This window comes from Microbacterium immunditiarum (assembly GCF_013409785.1).
In the GTDB taxonomy this organism is placed as follows: Bacteria; Actinomycetota; Actinomycetes; order Actinomycetales; family Microbacteriaceae; genus Microbacterium; species Microbacterium immunditiarum.
Genome location: NZ_JACCBV010000001.1, coordinates 2,349,713 through 2,370,908 on the forward strand (window position 1 = coordinate 2,349,713; position 21,196 = coordinate 2,370,908).

Consider the following 21,196-nt stretch of genomic DNA (forward strand, 5'->3'; position numbering starts at 1 on the left):
CGAACACCAAGGAGCCACGACCCATGGCAAACTTCACGATCGCCGACATCAAGGCGCTGCGCGAGCAGCTCGGCACGGGCATGGTCGACACCAAGAAGGCGCTCGAAGAGGCTGACGGCGACGTCGAGAAGGCCGTCGAGATCCTGCGCCTGAAGGGCGCGAAGGGCAACGCCAAGCGCGCCGACCGCTCGACGAGCGAGGGCCTCGTCGCCGCCAAGGAGCTCGACGGCAAGGTCACCATCATCGAGCTCGCGTGCGAGACCGACTTCGTCGCGAAGACCGAGCGCTTCATCTCGCTCGCCGACCAGGTGCTCGACGCGGCGGCCACCGCCGGCTCCGACTCGGTCGAGGCCGCCCTTGCCGCCCCGGCCGGCGACAAGACCGTCGAGCAGCTCATCTCCGACGAGGCCGCCATCATCGGCGAGAAGGTCGAGCTTCGCCGCGTCCGCACCCTGACGGGCGCCAAGTTCGAGATCTACCTCCACAAAACGAACAAGGACCTGCCCCCGCAGGTCGGCGTCGTGCTCGCCTACACCGGTGACGACGCCGAGACGGCTCGCGCCCTCGCGCAGCACATCTCGTTCGCGAACCCGACGTACCTGTCGCGCGACGACGTGCCGGCCGCCGAGGTCGAGAAGGAGCGCGAGATCGTCACCGAGATCTCGCGCAACGAGGGCAAGCCCGAGGCCGCCCTGCCGAAGATCGTCGAGGGCCGGGTGAACGCGTACTTCAAGCAGGTCGCGCTGCTCGACCAGGACTACGCGCGCGACAACAAGCTGTCGGTCGCGCAGGTCGCGAAGGACGCCGGTCTCACTCTGACCGACTTCGCCCGCTTCAAGGTCGGCGCCTGACACGCGCACAGGGGCCCGCATCGCTCGCCGATGCGGGCCCCTGCCGTGCGCCGCGGGGCGCCTTCGATAGGTTGTCGTAAGCGACGAGAGGAAGACACCGTGATCAACGAGGCGACCGGGCGCCGTCGCGTCCTGCTCAAGCTGTCCGGCGAGGCGTTCGGCGGCGGCCAGCTCGGGGTCAATCCCGACGTCGTGAGCCAGATCGCGCGCGAGATCGCGGCGGCGGTCGACAGCGTCGAGATCGCGGTGGTCGTCGGCGGCGGCAACTTCTTCCGCGGCGCGGAGCTGAGCCAGCGGGGCATGGACCGCGGACGTGCCGACTACATGGGCATGCTGGGCACCGTCATGAACGCGCTCGCGCTGCAGGACTTCCTCGAGCAGGCGGGCGCCGCCACGCGCGTCCAGTCCGCCATCTCGATGACGCAGGTCGCCGAGCCGTACATCCCGCGGCGCGCCGAGCGTCACATGGAGAAGGGCCGCGTCGTGATCTTCGGCGCCGGGGCGGGGCTCCCGTACTTCTCGACCGACACCGTCGCGGCCCAGCGCGCCCTCGAGATCGGCGCCGACGAAGTGCTCGTCGCCAAGAACGGCGTCGACGGTGTGTACACGGCCGACCCGCGCCACGATCCCGATGCGACGCGCATCGACAGGATCACGTATCTCGACGCGCTCCAGCGCGGCCTGAAGGTCGTCGACTCGACCGCGTTCAGCCTGTGCATGGACAACAAGATGGACATGCGCGTGTTCGGAATGGAGCCGGCGGGCAACGTCACCAAGGCGCTCCTCGGCGAGTCGATCGGCACTCTCGTCACCACGTGAGCGCAAGCGGTTCGCGCCCGTCGGGGAGCGGCCGCGCCGATAGACTGAGTTGTCCGCAGCTACGAGGGGAGTCCCACTGTGATCGCCGACGTCTTGGCAGATGCCGAGGTGCGCATGGATCGTGCCGTCGAGGCCGCGAAAGAGGACTTCGCGACGGTGCGCACCGGACGCGCGAACCCGCAGCTCTTCCAGAAGCTCCTCGTCGAGTACTACGGCACGCCGACGCCGCTCGCGCAGCTCGCCTCGCTCAACAACCCCGAGGCGCGCACCATCATCGTGACGCCGTACGACAAGTCGGCGCTGAAGGCGATCGAGCAGGCCATCCGCGACATGCCGAACCTCGGTGTGAACCCGTCCAACGACGGCAACATCGTCCGTGTGACGCTGCCCGAGCTCACCGAGGAGCGTCGCAAGGAGTACGTGAAGCTCGTCCGCTCGAAAGCCGAAGATGCGCGCGTGCACGTCCGCGGCATCCGTCGCAAGGCCAAGGACGATCTGGACGCTCTCAAGAGCGAAGTGGGCGAAGACGAGCTCGTCCGCGCCGAGAAGGAGCTCGACGCCCTGACGCGCACGCACGTCGACGGGATCGACGACGCGCTCAAGCGCAAAGAGGCAGAGCTCCTCGAGGTCTGAGGACACTTGTGAGCGACACATCCGGGCCGGTTCCCGATCCCGCGAACACCCCGATGACAGGGGCGGATGCCGCGGGGGCGGGTCACGCACGGGCGGCGGATGACGCGCCGCTCACGCGCAAGGACGCGGCTGCGCGTCGCGCGGCGACGCCTCAGGCCGACGCGACGCCTCCGACCGACCCGAGTGCCGTGTTCCAGTCGCACATCCGCGCGGCGCGGAGCGAGTTCGAGAGCCAGGTCGCGCACGCGCGCGCCGAGTTCGAAGAGGCGAACGAGCGCATCAAGCAGCGCACCGGCCGCGACCTGATCCTCGCGATCCTCATCGGCCTCGCGATCGGCGCGGTGCTGATCGCCTCCCTCGTGTTCTTCAAATGGCCCTTCGTGGTGTTCGCGCTGGCCGCGGCGCTGCTGGGCATCTTCGAGTTCGGCCGTGCGCTCATCGCGGCAGGGCGACGGGTCGACATCGTCCCCCAGCTCATCGCGGGGGCGGCGCTCGTGCTCGCGGGCTTCTTCCTGACGCCGTGGATGCTGTGGGTCACTGCCTTCGTCGCGGTCGCGTTCGTGATCGTCTGGCGCCTCATCGGCCAGATGGCCCGCCGCGACGGCCGGCTGTACGGCGACGTGCTCGGCGACGTGCTCGTCGCGGGGTTCATCCAGGTCTATGTGCCGTTCCTCACCGCGCTGTGCCTCGTGCTGCTGCAGCGCGACGGCGGCGAGTGGTGGGTGCTCGCGTTCATCATCGTCGCGGTCGCGGCCGACACCGGCGCGTACGCGACGGGACTCACTCTCGGCCGTCACCCGATGGCTCCGCGGATCAGCCCGAAGAAGACGTGGGAGGGCTTCGCCGGCGCTGCGGTCGCGGCGATCGTCGCCGCGGTGCTCCTCGCCATGTTCATGCTCAATCTGCCGTGGTGGACCGGTCTCATCATCGGGCCGCTCATCCTCGCATCCGCAACGGTCGGCGATCTGGGCGAGTCGATGATCAAGCGCGACCTCGGCATCAAGGACATGAGCTCATGGCTGCCCGGCCACGGCGGCGTGCTCGACCGGCTCGACTCCATCCTGCCGAGCGCGCCCGTGGCGCTCGCGCTCTCGTACCTCCTCGTCCCGTTGGCGGCTTCATGACGACGGCACCCACCGCTCGCCCCGCGTTCCCGCTCGCGCCCGGCCGGCGCAAGGGCTACGAACGGGAGGCGGTCGACGCCTTCCTGCTCCGCGCGCGAACCGCGTTCGAGGCGGGCGACGCCTCCGACGACCCGATCACGTCCGCCGACATCCGGCAGGCCGCTTTCCCGCTCGTTCGGCAGGGGTATTCGATCGAGGCCGTCGACTCCGCGCTCGGTCGCATCGAGGACGCGTTCGCGGCCCGCGAGAGGCAGCGCGCGGTGGCGACGGCCGGCGTGCGCGAGTGGGTCGGCCAAGCGCGCGAGACGGCCCAGGTCGTGCTCGATCGCCTGTCGCGCGACCGCGGCGTGCGCTTCGACCGGGTGGGGCCCCTGCGTTACGGGTATCGCATCGACGAGGTCGACATCGTCGCGGATCGCATCTCCCGGTTCCTCGAGAAAGGCGAGCCGCTCACGGTCGAGCAGGTGCGCAGTGTGGCGTTCCGGATGCAGCGCAACGGGTACCGCGAGCTGCAGGTCGACGCCCTGCTCGACGCCGTGATCGAGGTCATGCTCGCGGTCACGTGAGTCCGGCCGCTCTCCTCCGCTGATTCCCGCGGGGCGGCGGTCGGGGGTCGTCGCGTGGCACGTCCTGCGCACGGCGGCTAGACTCGGCACACTGTGACTTCCGGCAACGAGATGATTCCCGCGCCGCCCCTGCGTCGTCGCGTCCCGGCCACCACAGCCGATTCGCCCGCGCCGGTGCGACGTGTGCCGCCCGCGAAGCCCGTCGAGACGCGGTGGTCGCGCCGTCGTGGCGTCATGGGAGTCTTCGCGGCGGTCGCAGCCATCGCGTTCGTCGCGGCGTGGGCGGGCCCCAGCGGCCTTCCCCTCGTGCAGCAGGCGAGCGCCGAGGAGATCGCGCCGATCTCGCTGTACGCGAGCTCTCTCGGGGACGCGCAGTCTCTTGAGATCGAGCCGGCCGACTCCGCCGTCGCGAAGTTCGATCGCCCGACGTACGAGGTGTACGTCAAGCCCAAGCCGACTCCGACGCCCGTCGCCCAGCGCACGTCGACGTCGTCGGGCACGGGCTGGCGGCCGCCGTTCGTCTCACCCGACCCGGGCACCGCGCAGGCGATCGCCTACGACATGGTGCTCGCCCGCGGCTGGGGCGACGACCAGTTCGCGTGCCTCGTGGCCCTGTGGAACAAGGAGTCCGGCTGGCGCGTGAACGCCTACAACCGCTCGAGCGGTGCGTACGGCATTCCGCAGGCGCTGCCCGGCAGCAAGATGGCCACCGCGGGCGCCGATTGGGAGACGAACCCGGCAACCCAGATCACGTGGGGCCTGGGCTACATCGGCGGACGCTACGGCACGCCGTGCGGCGCGTGGGACCACTCGCAGCGTGTCGGTTGGTACTGACGGATGCCGCGGGCGAACCGCAGACGCAGGGAATCGTCGGCCGACGACTCCCTCGCACGCATGATCGCGGGCTGGAAGCGCACGGAGACGCGTCGCGGCGTCGAATGGACCGTGCAGCCGGTGTCGGCCGCGCAGGCGCAGAAGCCGTACACCTGCCCCGGGTGCGGGCGCACGATCGAGCCGGGCACGGCGCACGTCGTCGCGTGGCGCGCGGACGGGGTGCTCGGAGACCACGCCGACCTCGCCGGTCGCCGGCACTGGCACCAACACTGCTGGAAGGTCGCGTGACCTCGCCGGGAGATGGCCCGGCATCCGCCTGTCCTTGGAGGTGTCCCTGACGTGGAGATCCGTGGTCCGCTCGTCCTGCCCGCCCAGCGGGAGGACATCGAACTGCACACGCTCGACGGGCTGACGCTCGTGGGCGAGCTCGCCCGGCCGCTCGAGAAGGATCCGGTCGCGACCCTCGTGACGCTGCATCCGCTGCCCACCGCCGGCGGGTTCATGGACTCCCACGTCCTCCGCAAGGCCGCCGCGAGGCTTCCCGCTCTCGCGGACCTCGCCGTGCTGCGCTTCAACACGCGTGGCACGTCGTCGCCGAGGGGCACGAGTGAGGGCACGTTCGACGGCGGCCGGAGCGAGGCGTTCGACGTCGCCGCGGCGATGGAGTTCGTACGGGACCGCGGGCTGCCGCATCCGTGGATCCTCGGCTGGTCCTTCGGGACCGAGCTCGCCCTCAAGTACGCGCGCGACCACGACGAGGTCGCGGGAGTGATCCTGCTGTCGCCGCCGCTGCACCGCACGACGCCGGAGGAGGTCGCGGTGTGGGGCAACGACCCGCGCCCGTTGGTCATCGTGGTGCCGGAGTTCGACGATTACCTGCGTCCCGCCGAGGCGGCCGAGCGGTTCGCGTCGATCCCGCACGCGGTGCTCGTGCCCGTCGAAGGCGGCAAGCACCTGTGGGTCGGCGAGAGTCAGACGCGCCGCGTGCTGACCGAGATCGTCGCAGCAGTCAACCCCGACGCGCTGCCACTCGCAGTCGAGTGGCACGGAGCCGCCGAGCAGGCCTGAATCGGCGCCGCAGATGCGGCGCGAGCGTCAGCGCTCGTTCTGGCGTGGGATGACGACCTGCCGGTAGATGATGAGGATGCTCGCCGCGACGGGGATCGCGATGAGCGCGCCGAGCAGGCCGAGCAGCGAGCCGCCCGCGAGGGCGGCGATGACGACGACGGCTCCAGGGACGGACACGGCGCGGTTCATGACGCGCGGCGAGATGACGTACGCCTCGATCTGCATGTAGATGAGGTAGTAGATCGCCGCGATGATCGCGGTCGTCGGGATGCCGAGGCCGCCCGGCACCAGCAGCAGGATCAGCACGATGATCGCCGAGCCGGTGAGCGTTCCGACGAGGGGGATCAACGAGAAGAAGAACGCGACTACGGCGAGCACAGCGGGGAACGGCGCCTGGATGATCGTCAGGAAGATCGCGCTCAGCACGCCGTTGATGACACCCATCGTGAGCTGGCCGATGACGTAGTAGCCGACCGAGTCGGTGATCTGCTCGGACAGGTCGATGAACCGCTCGCGCTTGGACGCGGGCACGAGCTGGTACACCGCTCGCTTGAGCGACGGGGTCGACGCGGTGAAGTAGATCGTCAGTATGAGCACGATGAACGCGCCCGCGAGGCCCGAGACGACCGCGAATCCGACGTTGATGACGCCGCCCGTGATCGAGCCCCAGTTGTCGACGAACCAGTCCTGCAGGTTCGCGAGCGCGTCGTCGAGGAACTCGGGCGACAGGCCCGGGAAGATCCCGGCGATCCAGGCGCTCACGTCGTCGAAGAACTGATTGAGCGTGCGATTCCCCACGAAGTCCTGGATCTCGCCGACGAGCTGCGCGATCTGGTTCACGATGATCGGCACCACCATGAGCACGATTCCCGCGAACACGGCGAGAACGGCGAGGATCGTGATGAGCACTGCCGCCCAGCGGGGGAGCTTGCGACGCTCGAGCCACGCCACGAGCGGGTCGAGGCCGAGAGACAGGAAGAGCGCCGTGCCGATGTACAGCAGGATCGTCGAGAGCGTCTGGATGCTGCCGATCAGCACGAGGCCGAGCCCCACTCCGAGCGTCGCGACGAAAGCCGTGCGGAAGGGGTGGTGGATCTTCACGAGCTCTCCGGTTCGTCGTAGGGCCCAGCGGGGTATAGGTCAGGATACGCACACGCCGCGCCGAGGCCGTGGATTGCTCCCTCCCACGCTCCTTTCAGCCGCTCTTCGCTACTCTGGAATGTCGAGTTTTCCAGGCCCGTGTCCCGACCCCGGGCCAGTGAGAGGTTTCTTCCGTGCGTTTCGTGTGGGCCGTGGTGGCGTTCATCATCGCCGCCGTGATGATCGGTGCGGGCATCGCCCAGCGCACCGTCTTCCAGGGACCGAAGACCGAGACCGCGCCGATCTCGTTCGAGCAGGACGTGCCCTATCTGCTGATCGACGGCGCGGTGCTGAACAAGCTCCCCGGCGCTCAGACGCTTCGAGCACAGGCCGAGGGCGACATCCTGGCCGCGTACGGCCGTACCGCCGACATGAAGGCCTGGCTCTCCGACGCCGAATACGCGTCTGCGACCCTCGACGACGGGGGCGAGATCCGCACGCGGATCGTCGAGCCCGCGCCCATCGACGAGCCGACGGATGCCGTTGCCGACCCGGCCGCCGAGGGCGAAGCCGCGGGTGACACCGCCGCGGACGCCGAAGCCGCGGAGCCCGGTCGCAACCCCGCCGGCTCGGATCTCTGGCTCGACGAGTTCCAGCAGTCAGACCTGCTCATCGCCCCGCTGCAGCTGCCCGAGGGCATGAGCGTGCTCGTCGCGAAGGACGGCACCGAGCCCGCTCCGTCCAAGGTGAGCGTCTCGTGGCCGATCGAGAGCACGACGCCGTGGGCCGGACCGCTCATCGTCGGCGGCGGCATCGTGATGGCGATCGGCGTGCTGCTGTACATCCTCGGCATCCGTCATGTCCGCCGCTCGCGAGGGCCGCGACGCAAGGGTCTGCCGCTTCCTCCCACCGAGCCGATCAATCTGGCGATCGAGGGTGAGGACAAGGGCGTCATCTCAGCTGGCGCGCCCACCCGACGCGCCGTGTCGGGCCGCCGCGCCTTCGCGATCCTTCCGGTCGTGGCCGTGTCGGCGCTGATGTTCACGGGGTGCACGCCCGACGCGTGGCCGCAGCTCGGCCCGACGCCGACTCCCACCCCGACGCAGACCGTCGTCATGCCCGACAGCCAGCAGGCGCCCGCCGTCACGAAGGCGCAGGCCGACCGCATCCTCAGCCGCGTGTCGTCTACGGTCGCGGAGGCGGACGAGACGCTCGACGCGACGCTCGCGGCCTCCCGCCTGGACGGCGCGGTGCTGGCGGAGCGGACCACCAACTACAAGCTGCGCGGGGCGATCACCGACCGTGCGCCGCTACCGGCGATCCCGACGAAGTCGCTCGAGATCATCCTGCCGCAGGCGTTCGACGGCTGGCCGCGCACGTTCATGGCGGTCGTGAGCGACGCCGATGACAAGACGGCGAACATCATGATGCTCTCGCAGGCCGATCAGTGGTCGCCCTACAAGCTGAACTACCTCGCGAACCTCGAGGCCTCGACCGTCATGCCCGAGATGGCACCGCACTACGTGGGTGCCACCCAGGTGCCGCCGGACTCGGAGTTCCTCATGCTGGCGCCGCAGGAGCTCTCCGCGGCGTACGCCGACGTCATCGACAACGGCGAGAAGAGCGAGTACTGGAGCCTCTTCGACGTCGAGAACGATCACTTCCGCCCGGGTGTCCTCGAGGACCGTCAGCGGCGTCTCGACGACTTCAACCAGACCGCCACGAACACGGGAAACCTGACATTCAAGGCGGCCCCTGGCACGGTCGCGCCCGTCGCCCTCGCGACGCTGGACAGCGGCGCCATCGTCGCGGTCCACGTGCACGAGATGGAAGAGGCGAAGCCGACCAACGCCGATGCGGTCATCAAGCTCGGCGACAACACCGAGGTCAAGGCGCTCACGGGCGTGGAGCAGTCCGCCAGCGGCGTCACGACGACGTTCAGCGACCAGGTCTTCTTCTACGTTCCGGTCCTCGACTCCGACGAGAAGATCCAGCTCCTCGGGTATTCTTCGAACATCCTCGACGCGAAGGTGATCAAGTGACCGATGCCGCTCCGGGTGCCGCGCTGCGCGGCGCCGTGGATCTGTCCGCACTGCGCAACCGTTCGGCTCCGTCCCAGGCTGCCGCGCCCGCGGCAGGCGGTCCGGCCGGCAGCGTTCCCGCCCTGGTGATGGATGTCACCGACGAGACGTTCGGCTCTGCGCTGGAGCTCTCGCGCACGGTCCCGGTGGTCGTGGACCTATGGGCCGAGTGGTGCGGGCCGTGCAAGCAGCTCAGCCCGATCCTCGAGAAGGTCGTCACCGAGCTCGGCGGGCGTCTGGTGCTCGCGAAGGTCGACGTCGACGCGAACCCGCAGCTCGCGCAGGCCTTCCGCGCGCAGTCGATCCCGATGGTCGTCGCCCTCGTGGGCGGTCAGCCCGTCCCGCTGTTCACGGGTGCCGTGCCCGAGCAGCAGGTGCGTGAGGTGTTCGCACAGCTCCTCCAGCTCGCCGCGCAGAACGGCGTCACGGGCACGCTCGAGGTGAACGGCCAGGCGCCCGCCGAGTCCGACGAGCCGCCGCTGCCTCCGCTGCACGCCGAGGCGTTCGAGGCGATCGAGGCAGGCGACTACGCGCGTGCCATCGGCGCGTACGAGAAGGCCCTCGCCGAGAACCCGCGCGACGTCGACGCGCGCGCAGGGCTGGGCCAGGTGCGACTGCTCGCGCGCGTGGAGGGGCTCGACCTGCAGGCGGCGCGCGTCGCCGCCGCGGCGAACCCGACTGACGTCGACGCGCAGTTCCGCGTGGCCGACCTCGACATCGCGGGCGGCCACGTCGACGACGCGTTCGACCGGCTGCTCGACCTGTTCGCCGCGCTTCCGGGCGACCGTCGCGCGCCCGTGCGCGAGCGTCTGCTCGAGCTGTTCGCGCTCGTCGGCGACGCCGATCCGCGTGTGATCCGCGCGCGCGGAAGCCTCGCGAGCCTCCTGTTCTGAGGCTCGCGCGACGTCGGCGCCCGCGACCCCGGTGATCCCCGAGGGCCGGTTCAGCCCCGCGTGGGCGACGGGATGTGCGCCCCCGGTTCGTGACGCAGCCACAGCGCGCCAAGCGGCGGCAGCACCATCGACGCGAGCCCGTTGCTGTCCGCGTTGACCACGCCCAGGTTGCCGACCCCGGATCCGCCGAACTCCGCGGCATCCGTGTTGAGGACCTCGTGCCAGACACCCTCCGCGGGCAGGGTGAGCCGATAGCCCGTGATCGGGTTGCCCGAGAAGTTGCACACGACGGCGACCGAGTTGCCGTGCCAGTCGCGCCTCGCGAACGCGACGACGTTCGGGTTCCACGAGGGTGCGCCCAGCCGTGTGAAGGCGCCCCCGTCGGAGTCGCGCGCCCACAGGGCGGAGTGCTCCCGGTACGTGCGGTTGAGCGCCGCGACGAAGCCCGCGAGCTGCGCGTGCGTGGGCTGGTCGAGCAGCCACCAGTCGAGCGACCGCGACTCGGACCACTCCGACATCTGGCCGAACTCCTGGCCCATGAACAGCAGCTGCTTGCCCGGGTGCCCCCACATGTAGGCGAGGAACACCCGCATGTTCGCGAGCCTCTGCCAGTGGTCGCCCGGCATGCGCCCGAAGAGGCTGCCCTTGCCGTGCACCACTTCGTCGTGGCTGATCGGCAGGATGTAGTTCTCGCTGAAGGCGTAGACGAACGAGAACGACAGCTCGCCCTCGTGGTGGCTGCGGTACAGCGGGTCGCGCTTGATGTACTGCAGCGAGTCGTTCATCCAGCCCATGTTCCACTTCAAGCCGAACCCGAGGCCCGCGTGGTCGGTCGGCGCCGTGACGCCCGGGAAGCTCGTGGACTCCTCAGCGATCATCGCGATGCCGGGATACCGCCTGTACGCGGTCGCGTTGACCTCCTGCAGGAACGCGATCGCCTCCAGGTTCTCGCGCCCGCCGTGGATGTTGGGCAGCCACTCGCCGGATTCGCGCGAGTAGTCGAGGTAGAGCATCGAGGCCACCGCGTCCACGCGCAGGCCGTCGACGTGGAACTCCTCGAGCCAGTACAGGGCGTTCGCGACGAGGAAGTTGCGGACCTCGGGACGCCCGTAGTCGAAGATGTACGTTCCCCAGTCCTTGTGCTCGCCGCGCCGCGGATCCGGATGCTCGTACAGCGGCTCTCCATCGAACCGCGCGAGCGCGAACGCGTCCTTCGGGAAGTGCCCCGGGACCCAGTCCATGATCACGCCGATACCGGCCTGGTGCAGGCGGTCGATGAGGTACCGCAGGTCGTCCGGGCTCCCGTAGCGGCTCGTCGGCGCGTAGTAGCCCGTGACCTGATACCCCCATGATCCGCCGAACGGGTGCTCTGCGAGGGGCAGGAACTCGATGTGAGTGAAACCGCAGGCGGTCACGTACTCGATGAGCTGGTCGGCCGCCTCGCGGTACGACAGGCCCTGACGCCATGAGCCGAGGTGCAGCTCGTAGACCGAGACCGGCTGAGACAGGAGCTGGCTCTTGGCGCGACGGCTCATCCACTCGCCGTCCCCCCACGAGTACGACGATTCGGTGATGACGGATGCGGTGCCCGGCGGCACCTCGGCCTGGCGGGCCATCGGGTCGGCTTTGAGCACCCACGAGCCACCGCGTGAGAGCAGCTCGAACTTGTAGTTGGCCCCCGCGCCGAGGCCCGGGATGAACAGCTCCCACACGCCGCTCGCGCCCATCGAGCGCATCGCATGGCCCTGTCCGTCCCAGCTGTTGAAGTCGCCGACGACCCGTACCGCGCGGGCGTTGGGCGCCCACACGGCGAACGCCGTGCCCCGAGAGCCCTGGTGCTCGCGCACGTGCGCGCCGAGGACGCGCCACAGCTCCTCGTGGCGCCCCTCGCGGATGAGATGCAGGTCCAGCTCGCCGAGCGTCGGCGTGTGACCGTACGGGTCCTCGGCCGTGTGGTCGGGACCTTCCTCATACTTCGCGACGACCTCGTAGCGGCCCGGCTCGCCTCCGCGCGTGCCCTCCCAGATGCCCGCCCGCACGTGCTCGAGCGGTACGCGGATCCCGTCGTCGAACACCGCCGTCACGCTGCGGGCGAGGGGACGGCGCACGCGCACGGCCCACTCGACGCCGCCCGCGGCATCCGTTCCCGGGTGGAGTCCCAGCACGGCGTGCGGGTCGTGGTGGCTTCCGGCGGCGACGGCGTCGAGCAGGCGATCATCGGGCTCGGGCATCACGGCTCCTTCACGTGCAGGATGTGGACGGGCTCGACGAACGAGTCGAGCCGGACGTAGCTGTGGTCGGACCAGGTCCACCGGGCTCCGGTGAGCAGCTCGTCCACCTCGAAGGGCGATCCCGGCGCGACGCCCCACACGCGCGTGTCGACGTGCACCATCGTCTCGCGCACCGAGTGCGGGTCGACGTTGGCGACGACGATGATCGTGTCGGAGCTTCCGGTCGGGGAGAGGGCGGCGTCGAGGTGCTTCGCGTAGACGAGGATCGCGTCGTCGTCGCTCCAATGGATGGTGAGGTTGCGCAGCTGGCGCAGGGCCGGATGCTCCCGCCTGATCTCGTTGAGTCGCGTGAGGTACGGAGCGAGCGACGCCCCGCGCTCGATGGCATCATCCCAGTCGCGGAGCTTGTACTCGTACTTCTCGTTGTCGATGTTCTCTTCCGAGCCCGGTCGCGCGACGTTCTCGAACAGCTCGTACCCCGCGTACACGCCGTATGTCGGCGCGGCCGTCGCCGCGATCGCCGCGCGGACCTTGTAGGCCGGCCGGCCGCCGAACTGCAGGTACTCGGTGAGGATGTCGGGCGTGTTCACGAAGAGGTTCGGCCGCAGGAAGTCCGCCGTGTCGTTCGCGAGCCCGCCGAGGAACTCCTCGAGCTCGGTCTTCGTGTTGCGCCACGTGAAGTAGGTGTAACTCTGCTGGAAGCCGGCGGCGGCGAGCCCCTGCAGGGGTGCCGGGCGCGTGAACGCCTCAGCGAGGAACACGACGTCGGGGTGCTCCGCCTCGACCGTCGCGATCAGCCACTCCCAGAACTGCAGGGGCTTGGTGTGCGGGTTGTCGACGCGGAAGATCTTGACGCCTTGCGCGATCCAGTGGCGCACGACCCGCAGCACCTCGGCACGGATGCCCTCCGGGTCGTTGTCGAAGTTGATCGGGTAGATGTCCTGGTACTTCTTCGGCGGGTTCTCGGCGTACGCGATGGTCCCGTCGGGCAGTGTCGTGAACCATTCCGGATGCTCCGTGACCCAAGGGTGGTCGGGAGAGGCCTGAAGCGCGAGGTCGAGAGCCACCTCGATTCCCTCGGCGCGCGCAGCGCGCACGAAGGCGCGGAAGTCGGCGAGGGTGCCGAGATCCGGATGCACCGCGTCGTGACCGCCGGTGGAGGCGCCGATCGCCCACGGCGACCCGGGATCGCCGGGCCGGGCCTCGAGCGTGTTGTTGCGGCCCTTGCGGTGGGTGACGCCGATCGGGTGGATGGGGGGCAGGTAGAGGACATCGAAACCCATCGCGGCGACGGCGGGCAGGCGCCGGGCCGCGGTGCGGAACGTGCCGGACTTGATGGTGCCGTTCTTGAGGCGGCGGGCGCCCTCGGAGCGTGGGAAGAACTCGTACCAGGCGCCGACGCCCGCCCGCTCGCGCTCGACGAGGAGCTCGCGTTCGAGGCCGGGCGACAGCAGCGACAGGAGCGGACTCGTTGCGAAGAAGGACGCGATGCGCGGGTCGTCGACGATCTCGAGCGCGCGGGCGTCCGAGGTGTCGGGATGCCGCAGCTCGGTGGCCGCGGTCTCGAGCACGCGGCGCTCCGCCGCCGGTCGCGACCGCTCGGTGACGGCGCGGTCGAAGAGGCGCGCCCCGATCTCGCGCATGAGCGCCGTGTCGACCCCCGCGCCGATCTTCACGCGCGCGGCGTGCCGCCACGTCTCGACCTCGTCGGCGAACGCCTCGAACCGGAAGCGCCACACGCCCACCTCGAGGAGCCCGACGAGCGTCTGCCAGTGGTCGAGCCCGTTCTCGAGCGGGCGGAGCCGATGCAGCGACTCATCGCCTGACGGCGACCAAAGCCGCAGGTGCACGCCGATGCGGTCGTGCCCCTCGCGGAACGCCGTGACGCGGAACGGGACGACCTCGCCGGCGAAGGCCTTCGGTCGGAACAGCCCGCCGGGCACCGACGGCGAGGGCGCATGCGTCGGGATGCGGCCCGTGATGGTGCCGGTGCCGGGGGCGAGAGCGGATGTCTCGACGCCGGTCCGGACCGGGACCGATGTCGCGCTTCGCCATGGTCGCGCGGTCGCTCGTCGGTTCGTCGTGGCCACGTCTCGAACCTATCGCGACGCCTCGGAGTCCGACAGCCGCGGCACCCGCCCGGCCGCGAGCCGGAGTCACTCGGCGCGGAAGAGCCTCATCGACGTGCCCGGCATCCCGATGACCGCACCCGGGGCGATCTCCTCGCCCTCGCTGTCGGGTGCCTCGTCGGCGCTCGACCACAGCGACACGAACCGTGAGACGTCGTCGATGCGGGGGAGCGTCACGTCCATCGGCGTCTCGGTGCCGTGCACGACGAGCAGGATGCGGTTGAGCTCCTCGACCTCGGGCGTCGAGGTCGCGGCGTACTGCAGAGTGCGGTGGCTCGCGTCGGTCCAGCGCTCGATCGACATCGTCTCGCCACGCTCGTCGTACCACTCCATGACCGAGGCGGACGGCGTGTGCTCGCCGAGCCGCGCGAAGCGGATCGGCCGCAGGGCGGGGTTCGCGTGACGCAGCGCGATGAGCCGGCGCGCGTGCGCGAGGAGGTCGCGCTGCCACGGCGCGTGCTGCCAGTCGAGCCACGTGAGCGGCGAGTCCTGGCAGTACGCGTTGTTGTTGCCGCGCTGCGTGCGACCGAACTCGTCACCCGCGGTGATCATCGGCACGCCGGCCGACAGCAGCAGCGTGCCGAGCAGGTTGCGCATCGCCTTGCGCCGCACGGCGAGGATCCGCTCGTCGCTCGTCCGGCCCTCGGTTCCGTGGTTGAACGACCGGTTCGTGTCGGCGCCGTCACGATTGTGCTCGCCGTTGGCGATGTTGTGCTTGACGTCGTAGGACACGAGGTCGTGCAGCGTGAAGCCATCGTGCGCCGTGATGAAGTTGATCCCCGCGAGCGGTCCGCGCTGCTCGCTGAACGTGTTGGACGATCCCGCGAGGCGCGTCGCGAACCCTCCGACGCCGACCGGAGGCGTGCCTGCGCGGCGCGCGTAGTCGACGTCGCTCAGCCAGAAGTTGCGCACACGGTCGCGATAGCGGTCGTTCCACTCGTGCCAGCCCGAGCCGAAGTTGCCGGTCTGCCACCCGCCCAAGCCCACGTCCCACGGCTCCGCGATGAGCTTCGCGTCCTGCAGGGCGGGGTCGTCGACGATGGCGCGAAGAAGCGGATGCTCCGGCGTGAACTCGTGGTTCGCATCGCGCCCGAGGGTCGCCGCCAGGTCGAGCCGGAAGCCGTCGACCTGCACCTCGTTCGCCCAGTAGCGCATCGAGTCGAGGACGAGGCGGGCCGCGGCATCCGTCGCCGTGTTCAGGGAATTGCCGCATCCCGTCACGTCGATGTACGACGCATCCTCGTCCTGGCGGTAGTACGAACGGTTGTCGATGCCCCGCAGGCTCGAGCGCGGCCCGCCGATTCCCTCCTCCACGGTGTGGTTGTAGACGACGTCGAGGATGACCTCGAGCCCCGCCTCGTGCAGCTGTCGCACCATCTGCTTGAACTCGCGGAGGACGGCCTCCGGGCCGCCGCGGCGGCTCTCCTCGGTCGCGTACGGCGCGTGCGGGGTGAAGAAGTTCAGCGAGTTGTAGCCCCAGTAGTTCGTGAGGCCCAGGTTCAGCAGGCGGGGCTCGGAGACGAACGCGTGCACGGGCAGCAGCTCGACGCTCGTGACCCCGAGCGAGGTCAGGTGGTCGATCATCGCGGGGTGGGCGAGGCCGGCATACGTGCCGTGGAGGGCGGGTGGGACATCCGGATGCGTCTTCGTGAGCCCCTTGATGTGACCTTCGTAGATCACCGTGCGGTCCCACGGCACGCGCGGCTTGCCGACCCCGCCCCAGTCGAAGGATCCCTCGACGACGACCGAGCGCCAGTCTCCGTAGCCGCCGCTGGCGAGGCCGCGCGAGTAAGGCTCGACGAGCAGGGTTCTCGGGTTGAACATGTTCCCCGGCCCGTGGACTCCGTCGACGCGGATCGCGTAGATCGTTCCCGCCCGCAGGCGCGGACTCGTGACGCTCCACACATGGCCGTCGCCCCGCTCGAGCGGGATGACGTCCGTCGCCCAGTCGAGGTCGTCGCCGTCGAAGATCACGAGCTCGATCTCGGACGCCGCGCCCGACCACACTCGCAGGGTGCCGGCGTCGCCGTGCAGGGTGACTCCGAGCCCGTCGAGCCGGCGGTCGAGAAGTCCGGGGGGCGAGACGGCCGCGGCGGGCTCCGGGCGAATCATGCGCTCTACAGTAGTAACGCCGCGCACCTCAGGCGCGCGGCGAAGGACGGCGACAGCGGACGGGGGCAGGACTCGTGGTGTATCTCGATCACGCCGCGACGACGCCGCTTCGGCCCGAAGCGCGAGACGCGTGGGTGCGGGCCGCGGAGGAGCTCGGCAACGCGTCGTCGATCCACGGCCCGGGCCAGTCCGCGCGCCGGCTGCTCGAAGACGCGCGCGAGCGCCTCGCCGCCGTCGCCGGCTGCGACCCGATCGAGGTCGTGTTCACGTCGGGCGGCACCGAGGCGTCGAACCTCGCGATCAAAGGGCTGTGGTGGGCGCGCGCCGACGATCGTGACGCGGTCGTCCTGCCGGACGGAGAGCACCACGCGACGCTCGACGCGGTGGAGTGGCTCGCGTCGCACGAGGGGGCGGCCGTGCGCTCGGTGCCCCTGGACGCGGTGGGGCGAATCCCGGTGGGCGCTTTCGCCGAGGCCCTCCACGGGGCGGTCCTCGCGACAGCGCTCGTCGCGAACAACGAGATCGGCACGGTCAACGACGCGGCCGGGCTCGCCGCTGCCGCGGACGCGGCGGGTGTGCCGCTGCACCTGGACGCGGTCGCCGCGTTCGGTCACGTTCCCGTCGACTTCACGGGGTGGCGTGCGGATGCCGCGCCCGCCACGGGCCTCGTCGCGATGAGCCTGTCCGCGCACAAGATCGGCGGCCCCGTCGGCGTGGGCGCCCTGATCGTCTCGCGCACCGCGACGATCGCGCCGCTCGTGCACGGCGGCGGCCAGCAGCGGGCGCTCCGGGCGGGCACGCAGGACGTCGCGGGCGCGGTCGCGTTCGCGGTCGCGGCGGAGCTCGCCGAGGCGGAGCGCGACGCGGAGGCCGGGAGGCTCACCGCGCTGCGGGAGAGGCTGGTGGCCGGCATCCGATCTTCCGTTCTCGGCGCGGAGCTGCTCGGCGACCCGGCGGACCGCGTCCCGGGAAACGCGCACGTGCTGTTCCCGGGCGCGCGCGGCGAGACGCTGCTGTTCCTGCTCGACCAGGCGGGGGTCGCCGTCTCGACGGGGTCGGCGTGCCAGGCCGGCGTGCCCGAGCCGTCCCACGTCGTGCTCGCACTGGGGCGCAGCGCGGACGAGGCGCGCGAGGTGCTGCGGCTCACGCTGGGGCGCACGTCCACCGATGCGGACGTCGACGCGCTGCTCGCAGCGCTGCCTTCCGCCGTGGAGCGGGCGCGCGCGGCATCCGCCCGCTGAGCTCGCTTTCCGGCTGGGGTCCAGGTGGCGCTCGTAGACTTGACGGATGCGCATCCTGGCGGCAATGAGCGGCGGAGTCGACTCCGCCGTCGCCGCCGCGCGCGCGGTCGAAGCCGGTCATGACGTCGTCGGCGTGCACCTCGCCCTGTCGCGAGCAGGCGGCACGCTGCGTACCGGAAGCCGCGGATGCTGCACGATCGAGGATGCGATGGACGCGCGCCGCGCGGCCGATCGCCTCGGGATCCCCTTCTACGTATGGGATTTCTCGGAGCGGTTCCGCGACGACGTGATCGACGACTTCATCGCGGAGTACCGCGCCGGCCGCACGCCGAATCCGTGCATGCGGTGCAACGAGAAGATCAAGTTCGCGGCGCTCCTCGAGCGGGCTCTCGAGCTCGGGTTCGACGCCGTGTGCACGGGTCATTACGCGAAGCTCGTCGACGGCCCCGAGGGACTCGAGCTGCATCGCGCATCGGATGCCGCGAAGGACCAGTCCTACGTGCTCGGAGTGCTCACCGCCGAGCAGCTCGCGCACACGTTCTTCCCGCTCGGGGCGACCCCGTCGAAGGCGCTCGTGCGGGCCGAGGCGGAGGCGCGTGGGCTGACGGTCGCCCATAAGCCCGACAGCCACGACATCTGCTTCATCCCCGACGGCGACACGCGCGGCTGGCTCGCCGAGAAGGTGGGCACCGCGCCCGGTGAGATCGTCGACCGCACGGGCGCCGTGGTCGGGAAGCACGAGGGCGCGCACGCGTTCACGGTGGGACAGCGTCGCGGACTCTCCCTCGGCGTGCCCGCGCCCGACGGCAAGCCGCGCTTCGTGCTCGAGGTGCGGCCCGTCTCGAACACGGTCGTCGTCGGCCCGAAGGAGGCCCTCGCCACGGCCGAGATCGCGGGGGAGCGATTCACGTGGGCCGGTCGCGCTCCGTCGACGGACGAGTTCGCGTGCGACGTGCAGATCCGCGCCCACGCCGACCCTGTGCCGGCGCACGCGGTCATCGCCGACGGCATCGTGACAGTCCGCCCCGAGGCGCCGTTCGAGGGCGTCGCGCCCGGCCAGACGGCGGTGATGTACGACGGCACGCGCGTGATCGGGCAGTTCACGATCGACCGCAGCGTGTCGGCCGTGCCTGTCGGCGCCTGAGCCGCGCAAGCCCCGTGGCGCTGTCCGAGGGCACTCCTAGACTGAGCACGTGACGGATGCCGCGCCCACCGAACTCCCTGAACTGACGCTCGAAGAGGCTCGTGCAGAGGCGCAGTCGCTGATCGACCGCATCATCGCGGCGCGCGACGCGTACTACGGCGACGACACCGTCATCGTCGACGACGCGACATACGACGGCTGGATGCATCGTCTCGAAGAGCTCGAACGCCTGTATCCCGAGCTGCAAGGGCAGGACTCGCCGACGCAGACCGTCGGGGCAGCCGAGAGCTCGATGTTCGCGCCGGTCGAGCACGCCGAGCGGATGCTGAGCCTCGACAACGTGTTCAGCGAGGACGAGCTGCGCGACTGGTGCCGCAAGGCGCAGAGCGGCGCCGGGCGGGCCGTGCGCTGGCTCACGGAGCTCAAGATCGACGGGCTCGCGATCAGCCTCCGCTACGAGAACGGCGTGCTCACGTCGGCCGCCACGCGCGGCGACGGGCGAGTCGGCGAAGACGTCACGGTCAACGCGGCGCGCGTGAACGGCATCCCGAAGCGACTCGCGGGCACGGGGCATCCGCCGCTTGTCGAAGTCCGCGGCGAGGTGTTTATTCCGGTCGCGGCCTTCCAGGAGCTCAACGCGCTGCAGGCGAAGCTGCGTGAGCGCGTCATCGCCGATGCGGTCGCGCGTGGCACCGACGAGGAGAAGGCCCGGCGGTCCGCCGACCGGCGCTTTCCGGCGTTCGCCAACCCGCGCAACGCGGCGAGCGGCGGCCTGCGCCAGCAGCTCGACAAGAAGGACGGCCTCGAGCTCGAGGCGGGCGAGGCGCGGCTCGCGTCGCTGAGGCTGTTCGTGCACGGGATCGGCGCGTGGCAGAGCCCGCCGGTGACCTCGCAGAGCGAGATCTACGGGCTCCTGGCAGAGTGGGGCCTCGCGACGAGCCCGTACTTCGGCACGACCGACACGATCGACGGCGTCATCGAGTTCGTCGAGCACCACGGACAGCACCGTCACGATGTCGAGCACGAGATCGACGGCATCGTCGTCAAAGTCGACGAGCTCGCGCTCCACGACGAGCTCGGGGCGACCAGCCGCGCGCCGCGCTGGGCGATCGCCTACAAGTACCCGCCCGAGCAGGTGAACACGAAGCTCCTCGACATCGTCGTGTCGGTGGGGCGCACAGGCCGTGCGACGCCGTTCGCCGTGATGGCGCCGGCACGCGTGTCGGGAAGCGTCGTGCGCCAGGCGACACTCCACAACCAGGACATCGTGCGGGTGAAGGGCGTGCTCATCGGCGACACCGTCGTGCTGCGCAAAGCGGGCGACGTCATCCCCGAGATCCTCGGGCCCGTCGTCGAGCTGCGCGACGGCACCGAGCGCGAGTTCGTCATGCCCGAGAACTGCCCCGAGTGCGGCTTCACGCTCGCTCCGGCGAAGGAGGGCGACGTCGACCTCCGCTGCCCCAACACGCGCTCGTGCCCCGCGCAGGTGCGCGGGCGCGTCGAGCACATCGGGTCGCGGTCGGCGCTCGACATCGAGGCGCTCGGCGAGGTGACGGCCGCCGCAATCACGCAGCCGGCGTTCCCCGAGGCGCCGCCGCTCGAGACCGAGGCAGGGCTGTTCGAGCTGACCGTCGACGAGCTCGTGCCGATCGAGGTCGTCGTCCGCGACTCCGAGACCGGGGAGATCAAGGTCGACGAGAAGACGGGCGAGCCCGTGCGGCGGGCACCGTTCCGCCGCAACCCGTCGCCGGCCGAGAAGAAGGCGGGGCTGGTCGGCCCGCAGCCGTCGGCTCAGGCTCTCACCCTGCTCGACCAGCTCGAGAAGGCGAAGACCAAGGAGCTGTGGCGCTTCCTCGTCGCGCTCAACATCCGCCACGTCGGGCCCGTCGCCGCGCGTGCCCTCGCGCAGTGGTTCGGGTCGGTCGACGCGATCCGATCAGCGACGCGCGACGAGCTCGCCGCGGTCGAGGGCGTCGGAGGGATCATCGCCGACTCGGTCAGCGAGTGGTTCGAGGTCGACTGGCATCGCGAGATCGTCGACCGCTGGGTCGCCGCGGGCGCGCAGCTCGCCACGCCAGGGCATCCCGGCCCCGGCGGTGCGATCGCCGCGGGCGGCGTGCTCGAGGGCCTCACCGTCGTCGCGACGGGAAGCCTCGAGGGCTACACGCGCGAGGGGGCGCAAGAGGCGATCATCGCCGCCGGCGGCAAGGCCGCGTCGAGCGTCTCGAAGAAGACCGACTTCGTCGCGGCCGGCCCGGGTGCCGGGTCCAAGCTCGCGAAGGCCGAAGAGCTGGGCGTGCGGATCCTCGACGCCGCGCAGTTCAAGATCCTCGTCGAGCAGGGACCCGCCGCCCTCGACGCGCTGTCACCTGACGCAGGATGAGGGTCGG

At 70.5% G+C, this 21,196-nt stretch carries 17 protein-coding genes; 13 read left to right on the top strand and 4 right to left on the bottom strand.

All coding sequences use genetic code 11. The annotated features are described in order from the left end of the window. Nucleotides 1–23: 23 nt before the first annotated feature. The 8 genes from tsf to BJ991_RS10925 all read left to right on the top strand — a co-directional run bounded on the left by tsf (nt 24) and on the right by BJ991_RS10925 (nt 5,895). Nucleotides 24–851, top strand: coding sequence for a translation elongation factor Ts (gene tsf / locus BJ991_RS10890; protein WP_179489892.1), 828 nt, complete (start codon nt 24–26; stop codon nt 849–851). 99 nt (nt 852–950) lie between these two features. After that, nucleotides 951–1,670 (top strand): UMP kinase, encoded by a 720-nt coding sequence (gene pyrH, locus BJ991_RS10895; protein ID WP_179489894.1) that lies wholly within the window; start codon nt 951–953, stop codon nt 1,668–1,670. Nucleotides 1,671–1,748: 78 nt separating this feature from the next. Next, complete coding sequence (frr, locus tag BJ991_RS10900) at nt 1,749–2,303, top strand: ribosome recycling factor (protein ID WP_179489896.1); 555 nt, start codon at nt 1,749–1,751, stop codon at nt 2,301–2,303. 53 nt (nt 2,304–2,356) lie between these two features. Beyond that, nucleotides 2,357–3,427, top strand: a complete 1,071-nt coding sequence (locus BJ991_RS10905; protein WP_179492728.1) for a phosphatidate cytidylyltransferase — start codon at nt 2,357–2,359, stop codon at nt 3,425–3,427. Then, the gene (locus tag BJ991_RS10910) at nt 3,424–3,993 is read left to right on the top strand and encodes a DivIVA domain-containing protein (RefSeq protein WP_179489898.1); all 570 of its coding nucleotides are present in this window, start codon (nt 3,424–3,426) and stop codon (nt 3,991–3,993) included. Before BJ991_RS10905 ends, BJ991_RS10910 begins: the two co-directional genes overlap by 4 nt. A gap of 93 nt (nt 3,994–4,086) precedes the next feature. Then, complete coding sequence (locus tag BJ991_RS10915) at nt 4,087–4,827, top strand: aggregation-promoting factor C-terminal-like domain-containing protein (protein WP_179489900.1); 741 nt, start codon at nt 4,087–4,089, stop codon at nt 4,825–4,827. Nucleotides 4,828–4,830: 3 nt separating this feature from the next. After that, nucleotides 4,831–5,115 carry a hypothetical protein gene (locus BJ991_RS10920; RefSeq protein WP_179489902.1) on the top strand — a complete coding sequence of 95 codons (285 nt, stop codon included), beginning with the start codon at nt 4,831–4,833 and terminating at the stop codon, nt 5,113–5,115. 51 nt (nt 5,116–5,166) lie between these two features. Then, nucleotides 5,167–5,895: an alpha/beta hydrolase gene (locus BJ991_RS10925; protein WP_343048722.1), complete on the top strand. Its 729-nt coding sequence runs from the start codon at nt 5,167–5,169 to the stop codon at nt 5,893–5,895. Between the two features lie 27 nt (nt 5,896–5,922). Here the strand turns inward: BJ991_RS10925 and BJ991_RS10930 are convergent, their stop codons facing one another. Further along, nucleotides 5,923–6,996 (bottom strand): AI-2E family transporter, encoded by a 1,074-nt coding sequence (locus BJ991_RS10930; RefSeq protein ID WP_179489906.1) that lies wholly within the window; start codon nt 6,994–6,996, stop codon nt 5,923–5,925. Nucleotides 6,997–7,169: 173 nt separating this feature from the next. Between BJ991_RS10930 and BJ991_RS10935 the strand changes: the two genes are divergently transcribed. Then, entirely contained in the window at nt 7,170–9,017 is a 1,848-nt protein-coding gene (locus BJ991_RS10935) for a DUF8094 domain-containing protein (protein ID WP_179489907.1), read from the top strand. After that, nucleotides 9,014–9,949, top strand: a complete 936-nt coding sequence (locus BJ991_RS10940) for a tetratricopeptide repeat protein (protein ID WP_179489909.1) — start codon at nt 9,014–9,016, stop codon at nt 9,947–9,949. Before BJ991_RS10935 ends, BJ991_RS10940 begins: the two co-directional genes overlap by 4 nt. A 50-nt stretch (nt 9,950–9,999) precedes the next feature. Here the strand turns inward: BJ991_RS10940 and glgB are convergent, their stop codons facing one another. The 3 genes from glgB to glgX form a co-directional block, all read right to left on the bottom strand. After that, nucleotides 10,000–12,180 (bottom strand): 1,4-alpha-glucan branching protein GlgB, encoded by a 2,181-nt coding sequence (gene glgB, locus BJ991_RS10945; protein ID WP_179489911.1) that lies wholly within the window; start codon nt 12,178–12,180, stop codon nt 10,000–10,002. After that, nucleotides 12,180–14,270 (bottom strand): alpha-1,4-glucan--maltose-1-phosphate maltosyltransferase, encoded by a 2,091-nt coding sequence (locus tag BJ991_RS10950; RefSeq protein WP_179489913.1) that lies wholly within the window; start codon nt 14,268–14,270, stop codon nt 12,180–12,182. Before BJ991_RS10950 ends, glgB begins: the two co-directional genes overlap by 1 nt. Before the next feature lie 66 nt (nt 14,271–14,336). Beyond that, nucleotides 14,337–16,421 carry a glycogen debranching protein GlgX gene (gene glgX / locus BJ991_RS10955; RefSeq protein WP_179489915.1) on the bottom strand — a complete coding sequence of 695 codons (2,085 nt, stop codon included), beginning with the start codon at nt 16,419–16,421 and terminating at the stop codon, nt 14,337–14,339. A 77-nt stretch (nt 16,422–16,498) separates the two neighbouring features. Here glgX and BJ991_RS10960 point away from each other — a divergent pair, with 77 nt between their 5' ends. From BJ991_RS10960 to ligA, 3 genes are read left to right on the top strand one after another with little or no spacing between them, the layout of a single operon-like run. Beyond that, nucleotides 16,499–17,662 (top strand): cysteine desulfurase family protein, encoded by a 1,164-nt coding sequence (locus BJ991_RS10960; RefSeq protein ID WP_343048723.1) that lies wholly within the window; start codon nt 16,499–16,501, stop codon nt 17,660–17,662. 46 nt (nt 17,663–17,708) lie between these two features. Continuing rightward, nucleotides 17,709–18,806, top strand: coding sequence for a tRNA 2-thiouridine(34) synthase MnmA (gene mnmA, locus BJ991_RS10965; RefSeq protein WP_179489919.1), 1,098 nt, complete (start codon nt 17,709–17,711; stop codon nt 18,804–18,806). Between the two features lie 49 nt (nt 18,807–18,855). Further along, entirely contained in the window at nt 18,856–21,189 is a 2,334-nt protein-coding gene (gene ligA / locus BJ991_RS10970) for an NAD-dependent DNA ligase LigA (RefSeq protein WP_179489921.1), read from the top strand. Nucleotides 21,190–21,196: the final 7 nt, after the last annotated feature.

What these genes read in the sequence shown, in the direction of transcription:
- tsf (WP_179489892.1), top strand. Translation starts at nt 24, where the DNA reads ATGGCAAACTTCACGATCGCCGACATCAAGGCGCTGCGCGAGCAGCTC.
- BJ991_RS10905 (WP_179492728.1), top strand. Translation starts at nt 2,357, where the DNA reads ATGACAGGGGCGGATGCCGCGGGGGCGGGTCACGCACGGGCGGCGGAT.
- BJ991_RS10910 (WP_179489898.1), top strand. Translation starts at nt 3,424, where the DNA reads ATGACGACGGCACCCACCGCTCGCCCCGCGTTCCCGCTCGCGCCCGGC.
- BJ991_RS10920 (WP_179489902.1), top strand. Translation starts at nt 4,831, where the DNA reads ATGCCGCGGGCGAACCGCAGACGCAGGGAATCGTCGGCCGACGACTCC.
- glgB (WP_179489911.1), bottom strand. Translation starts at nt 12,180, where the DNA reads ATGCCCGAGCCCGATGATCGCCTGCTCGACGCCGTCGCCGCCGGAAGC.
- glgX (WP_179489915.1), bottom strand. Translation starts at nt 16,421, where the DNA reads ATGATTCGCCCGGAGCCCGCCGCGGCCGTCTCGCCCCCCGGACTTCTC.
- mnmA (WP_179489919.1), top strand. Translation starts at nt 17,709, where the DNA reads ATGCGCATCCTGGCGGCAATGAGCGGCGGAGTCGACTCCGCCGTCGCC.